At 68.7% G+C, this 13,243-nt stretch carries 9 protein-coding genes; all 9 read right to left on the bottom strand.

Features of this window, described 5'->3' with window-relative positions; all coding sequences use genetic code 11:
* Positions 1–18: 18 nt before the first annotated feature.
* The 9 genes from tssL to tssE are packed head-to-tail and all read right to left on the bottom strand — an operon-like array spanning position 19 to position 13,217.
* Positions 19–1,374, bottom strand: a complete 1,356-nt coding sequence (gene tssL, locus NCR34_RS25280) for a type VI secretion system protein TssL, long form (protein ID WP_248323893.1) — start codon at positions 1,372–1,374, stop codon at positions 19–21.
* Positions 1,371–2,723: a type VI secretion system baseplate subunit TssK gene (tssK, locus tag NCR34_RS25275; RefSeq protein ID WP_248323892.1), complete on the bottom strand. Its 1,353-nt coding sequence runs from the start codon at positions 2,721–2,723 to the stop codon at positions 1,371–1,373. The genes tssL and tssK overlap by 4 nt, the downstream gene beginning before the upstream one ends.
* Positions 2,724–2,734: 11 nt before the next feature.
* Entirely contained in the window at positions 2,735–4,651 is a 1,917-nt protein-coding gene (gene tagH, locus NCR34_RS25270) for a type VI secretion system-associated FHA domain protein TagH (RefSeq protein WP_248323891.1), read from the bottom strand.
* A gap of 43 nt (positions 4,652–4,694) precedes the next feature.
* A complete protein-coding gene (locus tag NCR34_RS25265; RefSeq protein ID WP_248323890.1) occupies positions 4,695–6,701 on the bottom strand; it encodes a type VI secretion system Vgr family protein in 2,007 nt (668 codons plus the stop codon).
* Between the two features lie 22 nt (positions 6,702–6,723).
* Positions 6,724–7,113 carry a DUF4280 domain-containing protein gene (locus tag NCR34_RS25260; RefSeq protein WP_248323889.1) on the bottom strand — a complete coding sequence of 130 codons (390 nt, stop codon included), beginning with the start codon at positions 7,111–7,113 and terminating at the stop codon, positions 6,724–6,726.
* An 18-nt stretch (positions 7,114–7,131) separates the two neighbouring features.
* A complete protein-coding gene (gene tssH / locus NCR34_RS25255) occupies positions 7,132–9,783 on the bottom strand; it encodes a type VI secretion system ATPase TssH (RefSeq protein ID WP_248323888.1) in 2,652 nt (883 codons plus the stop codon).
* Positions 9,776–10,807: a type VI secretion system baseplate subunit TssG gene (gene tssG, locus NCR34_RS25250; protein WP_248323887.1), complete on the bottom strand. Its 1,032-nt coding sequence runs from the start codon at positions 10,805–10,807 to the stop codon at positions 9,776–9,778. Before tssG ends, tssH begins: the two co-directional genes overlap by 8 nt.
* Complete coding sequence (tssF, locus tag NCR34_RS25245) at positions 10,792–12,672, bottom strand: type VI secretion system baseplate subunit TssF (RefSeq protein ID WP_248323886.1); 1,881 nt, start codon at positions 12,670–12,672, stop codon at positions 10,792–10,794. Before tssF ends, tssG begins: the two co-directional genes overlap by 16 nt.
* Positions 12,669–13,217, bottom strand: a complete 549-nt coding sequence (tssE, locus tag NCR34_RS25240) for a type VI secretion system baseplate subunit TssE (protein ID WP_248323885.1) — start codon at positions 13,215–13,217, stop codon at positions 12,669–12,671. The genes tssF and tssE overlap by 4 nt, the downstream gene beginning before the upstream one ends.
* Positions 13,218–13,243: the final 26 nt, after the last annotated feature.

The following is a 13,243-nucleotide window of genomic DNA, read 5'->3' as shown; positions in this document are numbered from 1 at the left end:
GAACGGTCGATGCGCGCATCACGACGACGCACCCGGCGCCAGCAACGTGATCTCGACGCGGCGGTTCTTCGCGCGGCCCGCGGGCGTGTCGTTGGGCGCGAGCGGTTCGGCGTCGCCGCGGCCTTCGGCGGTGAAGCGCGCGGGCGTGCCGGTGATCGCGACGAGCATCGCCTGCACGCTCTCGGCGCGCGCCTGTGACAAGTGCCAGTTGGACGGATAGCGCGTGGACAAGAGCCGCTGATCGTCGGTGTGCCCGGTCACGACGACCTTGCCCGGCACGCTCCTGAGCGCATCCGCGATGCGGGCGATCAGCGCTTCGTACGCGGGGTCGAGCGTCGCGCTGCCGGATGCGAACAGGTTGTCGCCGTTGATCGTGACGATGGAACGGTCCGCGCCCTCGCGCACGCTGACGAGCCCTTGCCGGATCTCGGGCGCGAGGAACGTCGAGAGCGACGCGGCGGCGGCGCGCATCGGCGCGGCAGCGACCACTGGCGGAGTCTGCGGCGCCGCGACGCGAATGCGGTTCATCGCGTCGAAGAGCGGGTCCGATGTGCGGTTGAGGCCGACCGCCAGCGCGACATGCGTGGCGGCGGCCACGACGCCGGCGAGCGCCACGTACACCCACAGCGGCACGCGCTGCACGAGCGGCGGCCGGGCGCGCTCCACAGGGCGCCAGTGCGGCGACAGTTCGGCTTCGAACGCGCCACGCTCCGCGCGGATCATGCGCGCGAGCCGCTCGCGGACCGATTCGAGCTGATTGCGGCCGCCGTCGATTAGCCGATAACGGCCTTCCAACCCCAGCGAAAGAATCACATACAACAGTTCGAGCACGTCGATGTTGCGCGACGGGTCCTGCGCGAGTGTCCGCAGAATCAGGAAGAAGCGCTCGCCGCCGGACGCTTCGTTGTGGAACGTCACGAGCAGGCTGCGGCTGCCCCACACGCCGCTGCCCCATGGCGTGCCGGAAATGGCTTCGTCGATGCAGGTGCACAGGCAATAGCGCGCCGCCGCGAGCCGTTCGGTGTCGATACCGCTTGCGCGCGCATCGCGTTCGAACTGGTGGACCATGCGGACGAGTTCCGCGCGCAGGGCTTCGATATCCGCCATCGCGTGCCGCGTGCGCAACGGCACCGCGAGTTCCAAGAGCGGACCGGCCGCGCGGACGAGCGGGTTCAGGCCGGTCGCGACGAGGAGCGCGGATGGTTCGGCACGCGGCGCTGTCTGCAACCGATCATCGGCCGGCGCGACACGCCGACCGCCCGGCTGCGGAATCAGGATGGTTTCGTCCGGATCGAAGCCGGCATCGGGCAAGGTTCGCGCATTCACGGTCGGTTCCTTCGGGGCATCGGAGAGATCAGCGGCGTGCTCGTTCATGGGCGTATCGCCCAGAATTCCAGTTCGAGGCCGGGAAAGTCGCCCGCGACGTGCAGCGCGACACCGGCCGATCCCGCGAACTGCTTCCACAGGTCGCTGCCGCGGTCCAGTTCGAAATACGTGAAGCCCGCGTGAAACGGCAACTGTCGCGGCGCGACCGGCAAGGCCCGCAAGCCGATGCCGGGCAACTGAAGATTGACGAGATCGCGAATGCGCTCGACCGGCCCGAGCTTCGCCTGCTGCGCGAAGCCGTTGAGAAGCGCGGCGGGCGCGAGATCGGCCTTGACCGCGAGCACGAAGTTCGCACTCCGAAACAGATCGCGGTCCGGCACGATGGCGACGCGCAGCCCATATTTGCGCTCCTCCAGCTCGATAGGCACCGCATGCGGGTCCATCACGGCGCTGAGCGCGGCGCGCAATGCATCGATAAGCGGCGTGAAGACGGCATCGAGCCGCTCGTGCCGATAGACTGGAAACGGCGCCGGCCGCTTGCCCGGCGCGGTGAAGGTCGCCAGTTCGCCCGCCAGTTGCAGCGCGTGGTGATGCAGGTCGTGCGGATGCAGGCCGGTCGTCGACGCGAGCGCCGCGAAGAGCGGCTCCGCGCGATTGAGCACTTGAAGCAGCAGGAAGTCCGCGATCTCCGCCGCGCCCGTGGCGGCCGGCTGCGCGAGGCGGGCGGCGAGCGCATCGGCGCGCTGATGCATGAGGCCGACGAGTTCATCGACGAACGCGCACAGGCGGCGCGATACGCGATAGTCGAGGCACGGCGGAATGTAGGCCGCGTCGAGCACGATGCTGTTGTCCGCGCGGCGCTCGACAATGCGCGCGACGCCGAGCGCGCTATGCGCGTGCGCCACGTCCTGTTCGAACGCGAGGCGCAGTTGCAGCTTGCCGACTTGCACGAGCGCCGCGCCCGTTGCGCCCTCGTTGCTGTCGAGCACTTCCGTTTCCGCGATGCGATGCCGCGCGAAGCCCTCGCGCCCCGATCCGGCCGCCGTCTCGCCGCCGTACGTCGCCTCGGGCACGCCCTGACGCGCGACGGGCAGCGCCAGCACGACGGTCAGATCGCGCGCGTCCTCGGGGACGGCGAGCGGCACAGGCAGGTCGTCGTCGGCGGGCAGGCGAAACGGCGTGCCGTCGGGCAGCACGCCCGCGCAGGACGTGAGCACGATACGGCCGAGCTTCAGTTGCTCGGCATCGACGGCCAGTTCCGAAAAGCCGTACGCGTAGGGACGCAGCGCCGCGCAGCGCGCGTCGAGCTGGGCGCGCACATAGCGGTCGTGCTGTTGCAGATGCTGCGGCTGGAGCAGCATGCCTTCGGACCAGATCACCTTGTTGTTGGCGGACATCGTCGATCTCGCTATGCGTGTGAGGAAGCGTGCGGCGCGCGTTCGGGCGACCCGTCCGCGTGCCGCTCGTAGGCGTCGTAGAAGGCGTTGCCGCACAGCGCCGCGAGGTCGTCGGCGCTCGCGCGCATGAGTTCGCGATGCAGCGCGACGAGGCGGTCCCACTGCTGCGCCTTGCGGCGGCCGGGCAGCCAGTCGAGCCAGCCGCGCGACGCTCCTTCGCCTGCGATGACATCGGGGTCGAAGCGGCGCAGCAGATGCTGCATGGCGGCGCGCATGCCCGCGAGGACGGCGAGCTCGTGGCGGCGGATGTCGTCGAATGCGCCTTCGAGTGCGTCATCGCCCGCGAGATAGCCCGCGCCCGCGCCGCGCAGCATGTGTGCGAGCGCGCTGTCGCCATCGGGAAAGAACTTGAGCGGGTTGTTGCCGCGCGGCACGAGCATCGTCGTATCGACGCCCATGCCGCGCTTCATCACCGAGCGCGAGAGCATGACGTTCACCGTGCCGCGTATCGCGGTGCGCAGCATCGATCCGGCGATGCGCGCGAACTCGGGCGCAGCGCGGCCGCGCAGGACGCTCGCGTCGACGTTCAGGCCGTCGAGGAGCGCGGCGAGGGTGAGGTCGGCGGGCGGGTTCGCGTCGTCCCTCTCGGCCGCCGCGGATTGCACCGCGGCGTCGGCGATTGCTTGCGCACGGGGATGCGATGTTGCGATGGCGTTGGCGCTCGGGGCCGTGTCGAAGAGAGCGTTCGTGGCGGCACTCTGCGCTGCGGTAGACAGCGGACTGCTTGCCGCCCATGTCTGCGGGCTCGCGTCGATGTTCTCGGCGCCGGCCGGGCGCGTCGCGGCGGCATCTCTTTCGACGGCGCGCGCGGCTGCCGACGCTCCTGCGGCAAACGCCACATCGTCGAGCGGATCGTAGTCGAGCGGAATGCCGCCGTTGAGCCCGGCGAACGGAACCGGACCCGGCGCATACGCGAACTGCTCGGGCGGGACATGATCGCTGGCGGAGCCCGCAAACGGCGCGCGGCCATCGGCGCGCGGCGGCGTGCAAAGATCGGGAAGCGGGCCGCCCAGCGGATCGAAATGCGCAGTCGGCAGCGGGGCCGCGAACAGTACCGCTGCCCGTGCGAGCGGGTCGTCGGAAAAGGCATGCGATTCCGCGATGCCGCTGCCTGCGAACGCATGCGCCGGAGCACCACCTGAACGCAAGCGCGAATCGTCGCCCGATGCATGCCACGGCGCATTGTCGTCGTCGGCAAGCGGTGCGCGCGCCGCGGCTTGTGTATCACTCGCCGTTCCGGGCACCACGCGTTCGTCGACGGTCCGCGTCGCGACCCGAGCGTTGGCAGCCAGCGAATCACTCATCGGTGCGACGAACGGCTCTTTAGCGAACGCACTGCGAGCCGCAGAGCCCGGCTCGTGCGCGATGTCGCCAATCGAACCGTTCGCCGCAGACTTACGAGCCGCCACGACACCATCGTTAGCCCGCGCACCTAGTGCGAACGCCGGCTCCAGCCCGCGCCCATTCACCCGACGACCGCCCGCCCCCGCGACATGCGCTTGATCGACGACGCCTAAGGGTGCATCGAACGCTTGCGCGTCATCATCCAGCGACGACACCTCCAGCCGGTACGCCCCCGCTTCGATGCAATCGCCCCTCGCAAGACGCGCCGTCTGACCACTTGCGAGCACGCGGCCATTCAGCCGGCTCGGATTGCTACCGAGATCCACGAACCGCCAGCCCTCGCCCGTCCAGTCGATGCGCGCCTGCACACGCGAGACGGTCTTCGCCGCATCGGGCAGCACCATCGTGTTGCCCGGACCGCGGCCGATGGTCCCGCCCGCAGCGTCGAATCGGCAGACGAGCGGCGTACCCGGCGTGTGCGGCGGCTCGCCCTGATACGTCCGGACTGCGAGCGTGATGTGCATGGCGTCTCCTGCCTGTGCATGAGTGAAGCGGCGAAAGCGGCGCTCATCGGGAACCGTCGTCGGCCTCACGCGGATCAGCGGGCGCATCGGGCGATGCGCTCGCCGCGCCTGCCGCCGCGCCCGCGCCGCCGCAGTTGATCTGCACCGTCGCGCCGTCGATCGTGATGGGCCCCGCCGCATTGATCGCAATGCCGGACGGCCCGAGCACGATGGTGTTGCCGCCCGCCTTGAGCGTGAGCGTCGCGCCCGCTTCGATCGTCACGTTCGCACCGCCCTTGATGTCGACGTTAACACCCACCCCCAACGCAAAATTCCCTGCCGTTTTCATTTGCGTGTCGCCGCCGACATCCAGCGAGCACTTGCCGCCGATTCGCTCGCTGTGACTGCCTTTGACCGCATCGCTGCGATTGCCGCCGCAGCGCGCGACATCGTGGCTTTCCACGATCACATGCCGCTCGTTGCCGATGCGTTCGAGCGCGTCGTGCCCCACCCACGTCTCCATGTCGCGCTCGGCGTGAAAGAACAGTTGCTCGTGATCCTTCGTATCGTCGAAGCGCATTTCGTTGAAGCCGTTGCCGCCCTTGGTCGAATTCGTCTTGATGGTCGTGCGCGCCATCTTCGAGGGAAGCGCGTAGGGCGTCGTCTGCGCGGCGTTGTAGACGCTGCCGATCACGAGCGGCTGATCCGGATCGCCCTCGATGAAATGCACCAGCACTTCCTGCCCGATGCGCGGCAGAAAGAACGCGCCGTAGCTTTTGCCGGCCCACGGCTGCGCGACGCGCACCCAGCAGCGTTGCAGCGAGTCGCGCGAAGCTTCCGTGGCGAGCTGCTCCCAATGAAACTGCACCTTGATGCGGCCGTACTTGTCCGTATGAATCTCTTCCCCGGCCGGTCCGACGACGCACGCGGTCTGCGGCCCCGCGACCGTCGCGCGACGCGTGATGCGCTCGGGACGAAAGCCTGCGTCGCGGGGAAGCGCGCGAAACGCGCAATCGAAGACATGAGCTATGGCCGCGTTGTCCAGCGTCGATAGATAGTCGTCCGAATTAATCGAATAGTCCGCCGACACGACCAGATACTCGCCGTTGTGCGAAGCCAGCGGATGATCGGCGAGCCGCATGAGACCGCCCGGCCAGATGCCGCGCACCGTCGCGCGGGCGCTCACGCAGACATTGCCCGCCTGATGCGCTTCCGCGTGTACGCGCGCACGCCGTTCGGCATCCTCGGCGCGCGCATAGCCGACGGCGTGCTCCTGCATCGTGTAGAGCGCGGAGTCGAAGGGTTCGCTGCGTCTCGCTCGCGCAACGAGCCCCTGCTGCTCGCTCTGCGACGGCTTCTCGAAGTCGTAGTCGTTCACTTCGGCGATACCCGTCTGCACCTGCGCGCCTGCATGCCACGCATAGATCCATTCATGCTCGCGCGGCGCATTCGTTGCCGGACGAAACGGAAGCTCGCCGTAGTGCGGAATCGCCTCGTGAACGTGCGGCGAATCCGTGAGAATCAGCGTGTGTTTGCCGCCGTGATGCCGCACGTAGTAATAGATGCCCTCGCGCTCCGCGAGCCGGCTCACGAAATCGAAGTCCGTCTCGCGGTACTGCGCGCAGTGTTCGAGGCTCAGATACGAAGCGGAACACTTGTTCTCGAAGTCGATGTGATAGTCGCCGAGCACCTGCGCGATGATGTCCGGCGTCGTCATCTTGTGGAAGAAGCGGCAATGCGAGGCACGCGTGAGCAGCCACAGGCGCGGCCGCACCGTCGCGCGGAAAAGCGCGGGACGGTTGGGCTTCGTGCTGGCGGGCCGCGCCAGTTCGAACGCGGTGACGATGCCATTGAATTCGCGCGTACCGCCGCCCGGAATCTCGATGGACAACGAGAAGTCCTGGCCGAGCACTTTCGCGATATCGGCGTTCGAGTCGTCCGCGAGCAGTTCGATGTCCCATTGCGCGAGACGGCCGAGTGCTTCGTGGCCGCGCATGCGGTAGAACACGAAGGCGTCGGCGCCGAGCGCGCAGGTGACGCGGGCGATGCGGTGAGTGTCGGTGAGCATCATCACGGGTCTCGTCGAGGAAGAGTCAGGGAAGCTCGGTCTTGCGCGTGGCCGGATCGGCCACGTTGACGACGCCGCCCCAGTTGCACGGGCACACCGACAGGTTGTCGAGCGACGGCGCATTGGCGATCTGCACGGTGATCGCGCCGGGCGTCCACGGCTGCGCGGTGGCGGGCACGCAGGGCGCGGGCGTCGGCGTGCCGAATGCGGCGGCGGTCGCCGCCGCCACCGCCGGATTCGCGGGCGCGTTGCACATGCCGAACGGCATGATGTTCACGAGCGGTATGTGGTCCATGATGTTCGCGGCGGGCGGCCCTTCGCACAGCACGCGGTTGGTCGGCAACACGACGAGCGTCGACGGCGCCATGCCGAACGAGCACTGAAGCGTCGCGCCCATGCTGACTTGTTGAGGCATCGCAGGCTCCTTTCCGATTCAATCGAACGCGTAGGTCAATTCGCCGTCGCTCACGCCGATCGCCACTTTCGCGACGCTGCGTCCATCGGCGAGGCGGCTCAGGAATTCGGTGCTCACGCGCGGCAGGACCGTGTTGGTCAGAATCGCGTCGATCATGCGCCCGCCGCTCTGAAGCTCGGTGCAGCGGCGCGCGATCTCGCGCGTCACCGCGTCGTCATAAGCGAAGCCGACGCGATACCGCGCCTCGATGCGCCGCCCGATGCGCGCGAGTTGCAGGCGGATGATCGCGTCGAGCATCGCGTCGTCGAGCGGGTAATAGGGAATCACCGTGACGCGGCCGAGCAGCGCGGGCGGAAACACGTCGAGGAGCGGCGCGCGCAGCGCCTCTGCGATCTCGTCGGGCGGCGGCACGTGTTGCCGCCCCACGCAAAGCTGCGTGATGAGTTCGGTGCCGACGTTCGTCGTCAGCAGGATCAGCGTGTTGCTGAAGTCGATCTCGCGGCCCTCGCCGTCTTCCATGCGGCCCTTGTCGAAGACCTGGAAGAAGAGCTTGTGCACGTCCGGGTGCGCTTTTTCGAATTCGTCCAGCAACACGACGCTGTACGGGCGACGCCGCACCGCTTCCGTCAGCACGCCGCCCTCGCCGTAGCCCACGTAGCCGGGCGGCGAACCCTTCAGCAGCGAAACGGTGTGCGCTTCCTGATACTCGCTCATGTTCACGGTGATGACGTTCTGCTCGCCGCCATAGAGCGACTCCGCGAGCGCGAGCGCCGTCTCCGTCTTGCCGACGCCCGAGGTGCCCGCGAGCATGAACACGCCGACCGGCTTCTCCGGATTGTCGAGCCCGGCGCGCGAGGTCTGCACGCGGCGGGCGATCATCTGCATTGCATGTTGCTGGCCGACGATGCGCCGGTTCAACGCCGAGGCGAGATCGAGCACGCTTCTCACTTCGTCGCGCACCATGCGGCCGACCGGGATGCCGGTCCAGTCCTGCACGACCGATGCGATGGCATGGGCATCGACAGCGGGCAACACGAGCGGCGTTTCGCCCTGCTCGATGGCGAGCTGGCTCGTGAGTTCGCGCAGATCCGCGCGCACTTCCGTCGATGCTTCCATCGACGACTCGCCGCGTTCGCCGATTTCCGCGCGCGCCGCGAGAATCCGCGAAACGAGAGCGCGTTCCGCTTCCCAGCGCGCGGTCAGCGTGCTCAGGCGTGCTTCTTCGCTTGCGAGCCTCGCGGCGACATCGGCGCTACGTTCCTGTGCGTCCTCGGCCGATGTCATGCCCAGCGCCGCCTCGCGCGCCGCGATCTCGCTTTCGAGCCGCCACGCTTCGATGCGGCGCTTCGCATCGTCGATGGCAGGCGGCAGCGCCTGCTGGCTCACCGCGACGCGCGCGCAGGCCGTATCGAGCAGGCTCACGGCCTTGTCCGGCAACTGCCGCGCGGGAATGTAGCGATGCGACAGCTTCACCGCCGCTTCCAGCGCCTCGTCGAGCACCTGCACGCCGTGATGCTGCTCCATCTTGCGCGCGAGACCGCGCATCATCGCGATGGCACTCGCCTCCGACGGCTCCGGCACCTTCACCGCCTGAAAGCGCCGCGTGAGCGCCGGGTCTTTCTCGATGTGCTTCTTGTATTCGACCCATGTGGTCGCCGCGATGGTGCGCAGCGTGCCGCGGGCGAGCGCGGGCTTGAGCAGATTGGCCGCGTCGCCAGTGCCGGCCGCGCCGCCCGCGCCGACGAGCGTATGCGCTTCGTCGATGAACAGGATCACGGGCGTGGCCGACGCCTGAACCTCGTCGATCACCTGCCGCAGCCGGTTCTCGAACTCGCCCTTCACGCTCGCGCCCGCTTGCAGCAAGCCGATATCGAGCGTGCGGACGACGGCGTTGCGCAGCGCGGGCGGCACCTCCCCCGCGACGATGCGTTGCGCGAAGCCCTCGACGACCGCGGTTTTGCCGACGCCCGCTTCGCCGGTGAGGATCGGGTTGTTCTGGCGGCGGCGCATCAGGATATCGATGACCTGGCGAATTTCCGCGTCGCGTCCGACGATCGGGTCGAGCTTGCCATCGCGCGCCTGCGCGGTCAGATCGACGGTGTAGCGGTCGAGCGCCTCGTGAGCGGCGAGCGGCGTGGCGAGCGGCGCGGCGGCATCGGCGGATTCGACATGCGCCGCGTTCCCGATGCCCGCTTCGGGCGAACCGTCGAGCAGCGTGTCGAAGCGCGCCGAAAGCGCGTCGAAGCCGATCTTCTCGAACTCGCGCGAGAGCGCAAAGAACGCATTGCGCAGGTTCGGCGTGCGCAACATGCCGATGACGAGGTGCCCGGTGCGCACGGTCGCCGCCCCGAAAATCAGCGAGCCGAAGACCCAGCCGCGCTCCACCGCTTCGTCCACCTGCGCCGAGATATCCGATACCGAGCTCGCGCCGCGCGGCAGGCGGTCGAGCGCGGCGGTCAGGTCGCGGGCGAGCCGGGTTTCGTCCAGCTCGAACGCGCGCACGAGCCGTTGCAGGTCGGAATCCGGCGCGAGCAGGATCTGATGAACCCAGTGCGCCAGTTCGACATACGGGTTGCCGCGCAGCTTGCAGAACGCGGTGCCGTTCTCTATCGCGCGATACGCAACGGGATGCAGCTTGCCAAACAGGGCCTGGCGGCTGATCTCAGTCATGGAGCGTCTCCTCGATGTGGCTCGTGCGCGCAGTTCGCGCGATCACGACCCGATGGTCATGGACCGGCGCGCCGCTCGTGAGCCACGTCGTCCAGCCAAGGCGCGCGCCGCCCTTCGGCGTGCTCGCGAGGCGAAGCGCGGGCACTTCGTCGCGCTTCAGATGCAATGCGACGTCCCAGTCGAGCGGATCGCGCACGTAGCTCTGCACCCAGTCGCGCAGCTTGCGAAGACTTGCGCCGCCCGGCAGGAAGCGCAGGAAATCGGCGTACGACAGCGGCCCGATCACGATGCGGAACTTGTGCTGGCAGTCCCATACGCGCGTGCCGGCCACCGCCGACACGCCGAGCCGCGCATCGCCCAGCCGCGCGAGCGAATCGGCGGGCAGCGCGATCCAGTGCCCGCGCCACGGCTCGATGGCGACCGGCACGCCGAAGAAGCGCGCCAGAATCAGCCGCAGGCCGCCCGCGTGGCGCGTCGGCGCGGCGAGCACGCCCGCGAAATGGCGGCGCGCGTGGTCCGGCACGGCGTCGCGGTCCTGCATGCCCGGCGCGCCGAGGCCGAACAAGCTGCCGACGTAATCCGCGATGCGGTCTTCCTGCGGACGGTCCGCGCTCACGACCGGCTGCGCGTCGGCCCATGCGCGGTAGAACAGCGAGAGCATCCGGTGATGAAAGACATCGAGAAAGCGCGCGAGCGTCGGGTCGTTCGCGTTGCGCGCGCGTTCGCGGACATACGCGGTGAGGTGCGTCGGCAGCGGTCCGTTCGGGCCGAGCAGGCCGAGGAAATTCACCGCGAGGCGCCCCGGCTCGCCGCCTTCGCCCGGCGTGTAGCCGCCGAGCGTCGTCGGATGAAAAATCAGTTCGGGCTCCTGCGAAAGGCGCACCGCGTCGTCGCGAGGGCTCGCCGAACGGCCGAGGCGCGGCCGCGTGGCGTTCATCTGTTCGATGAGCCGCAGCGCCTGAAAGAAGTCGAAGCGGCGCGCGTCGCGGGCGAGCACGGCGTCGAGGTTCAGAGCGTCGGGCATCGTCCGCTCCTGTGCGGCCAGCGCATGATGCAACCGCGCGCGAGCGTCGCGACGGCGGTCTCGGCGAACGAATTGATCGACACGTACTGCGCCATGAACTGCGCGAGCACCGCGCCGAGCAGGAACGCGCTCGCGCCTTCGAACGCGGCATCGTCGAAATTCAGCGTGACGGCGAGGCCACGGCCGAACACGATCGGCCCCGGCGACGGCAGGCGGCGCACGACCGGCTCCGACGACACCGAGCGCAATCCCTCGATTTGCCGCAGCGCCGCCGCGTCGTCGGCCGGGCAGTAGAGCGCGAGCAATTCGCGCAGCGCCCGCGCGCCCTGCTGTGCGTCGTGATCGACGAGCGACGCATAGTTGAGCGACAGATGATCCAGCAGCCGCCACGCCGCCGGACCTTGCGCGAAGGAAGGCAACGGCCGGCTCGGACCCGCGAGGCAGCGCACCGCCGTCACGGGCGCTTCGGCGTCGAGCGTGAAGTCGGTCGTGCCCGCGCCGAGCGGCATCGCAAGCGGCAGGTCGCGGTTCGTGCACCACGCGGTGATGCCGAGTTGCCGAACGTCGCCGTCGAGCGGGGCGCTCGCTGCATCCACGAGCGCGATGAACGCCTCGCTGCCGAGATAGCCGCTGCGCGCGCCGTCGCGCTGCTGGCGCACCGACGCGCGCCGTGCCTCGCGGCGCAATTGGTAGAACGCGCCGCCCTCGCCCGGCGCGTCCAGGTCCTTCGCGCAGTAGAACGGCCTGAACGCCCGCTGCGTCTCTGCGCCCGAGCCGTAGCCGGTCACGTCCTCGATATGGTGGATCTCGTAGTCCATCGGCCGCGTGCGATCGACCACGACGTGATATTCGAAGTCCGTATGCGTGAGCGCGATGCGGTCGGTACGGCGGCGAAACAGGTTGATCGCGGGCGTGCAGTTCAGCGCGAAATGCGCTGCATCGACCGCGCGTTCCAGCGACGCATCGGTCTGATCGAGCAGCACGACGATTTCGACTTCGCGTTCGCGGCAGTGGCGCAGCGCATCGCGCAAGCCGGCAATCTCGACGAACAGAAAGCGCGGCGCGAAGGCGAAATACTCCTGCAACAGCCGGTAGCCATCGAACGATTGCTGGCTGACCGGCAAGAGCGCCTCGTCTTCGGCGAACCCGAGCGGGCGCAGCGCGGTCTTCGGCAGCACGGCGAGCGTCGTATCGGCCGCGCCGTTCTTGCCCGGCTGCACGACGGCGACGCCCGCGCAACCGGCAAGCAGCCGCTCGTGAATGCGCAGCGCGAGGCCGTCCGCGCCGCGCAGATGCAGTACGAGACGGTCGAGCGCGAGGCGGTCGAAGCCGAGCGTGCCCGTCGCGCGCAGCCGCAGGCGCAGCGCGGCCCTCGATGCGACCTTCGCGCTCGCCGAAGCGCCCTGCGTCACGAACTTCGCCTGCGCGATTTCGACCGGCCAAAGCGTGACCGCGTGCGCGGTGCGGAACTCGCAGCGCGTCGACGACGACGCGTCGAGCATGCTTCGCAGCACGGTATGACGCGGCACCACGATGCCATTGGCGCTCGCCGCGAGTTGCGGGTTCGCGTGATCCGCCATCAACTGCACGACGGCCATCGAAGGCGTGGGCGCCAGATAGTGCGGATACGTCATCTCCAGCAGATGCTGCGTGAAGCGCGGAAACTCGGCGTCGAGCTTCATCTGCACGCGCGCCGCGAGAAAGCTGAAGCCTTCGAGCAGCCGCTCGACATACGGGTCCGCGCATTCCAGGCCGTCGAGCGCGAGCCGTCCCGCGACCTTCGGAAACGCGGCCGCGAATTCGCCGCCCATTTCGCGCAGATGCCGCAACTCCTGGCTGTAGTACTTGAGGAATGCCGGGTTCATGCCTGCACCTCCGCGCCCGTTTCGCCGTGGACACTGCGCGCGGGCGCGGCGTCCGCTATGCGCACTTCGCCTGCTTCGAGATCCAGCTCCGTGCGCAGATGCAGCCGCTCGGGGTACGGCCGCGACCACATCTGCGCTTCGATCTCGAAGCAGATCACGTGGCCGCGCGCACTGTTCTTCGCGTCGTCGATCACGGTGACGCGCACCGATTCGCGCGCGAGCCGCGGCTCGAAGGCCCACAGCGCATCGCGGATCAGCCGCTCGACCGCGCCCGGCGTGAGCGCCGCGACGTTGCATCCGGCAAGATCCGGCAGCCCATAGTTGAGGACGGACGTCGCCACGTGAGGGAAACCCGCCGTATCGATGCGGGCCGCGAGACCGCTTGCATTCAACAGCCAGCCGATGTCGCGCCGCACGCTCTCGCGCAGCGCCCGCGACGACATCACGCGACGCTCGCGCGGTTCGGTTCGCGCGTGCGGTTCGTGATCGGTCAGGCGGTCGAGCAGCGACGGTTGCAGGCGGTCGCGCGTGGTCGGATCGGACATGGGCGGGTTCCTCTCGTCGTGGTCAG

The sequence above is a fragment of the Caballeronia sp. GAWG1-5s-s genome (assembly GCF_023631445.1).
Taxonomy (GTDB): domain Bacteria; phylum Pseudomonadota; class Gammaproteobacteria; order Burkholderiales; family Burkholderiaceae; genus Caballeronia.
This window is presented reverse-complemented; position numbering and strand designations above follow the sequence as displayed.

What these genes read in the sequence shown, in the direction of transcription:
- tssK (WP_248323892.1), bottom strand. Translation starts at nt 2,723, where the DNA reads ATGTCCGCCAACAACAAGGTGATCTGGTCCGAAGGCATGCTGCTCCAG.
- tssE (WP_248323885.1), bottom strand. Translation starts at nt 13,217, where the DNA reads ATGTCCGATCCGACCACGCGCGACCGCCTGCAACCGTCGCTGCTCGAC.
- tssG (WP_248323887.1), bottom strand. Translation starts at nt 10,807, where the DNA reads ATGCCCGACGCTCTGAACCTCGACGCCGTGCTCGCCCGCGACGCGCGC.
- tssF (WP_248323886.1), bottom strand. Translation starts at nt 12,672, where the DNA reads ATGAACCCGGCATTCCTCAAGTACTACAGCCAGGAGTTGCGGCATCTG.
- NCR34_RS25265 (WP_248323890.1), bottom strand. Translation starts at nt 6,701, where the DNA reads ATGATGCTCACCGACACTCACCGCATCGCCCGCGTCACCTGCGCGCTC.
- tssH (WP_248323888.1), bottom strand. Translation starts at nt 9,783, where the DNA reads ATGACTGAGATCAGCCGCCAGGCCCTGTTTGGCAAGCTGCATCCCGTT.
- tssL (WP_248323893.1), bottom strand. Translation starts at nt 1,374, where the DNA reads ATGAACGAGCACGCCGCTGATCTCTCCGATGCCCCGAAGGAACCGACC.
- tagH (WP_248323891.1), bottom strand. Translation starts at nt 4,651, where the DNA reads ATGCACATCACGCTCGCAGTCCGGACGTATCAGGGCGAGCCGCCGCAC.
- NCR34_RS25260 (WP_248323889.1), bottom strand. Translation starts at nt 7,113, where the DNA reads ATGCCTCAACAAGTCAGCATGGGCGCGACGCTTCAGTGCTCGTTCGGC.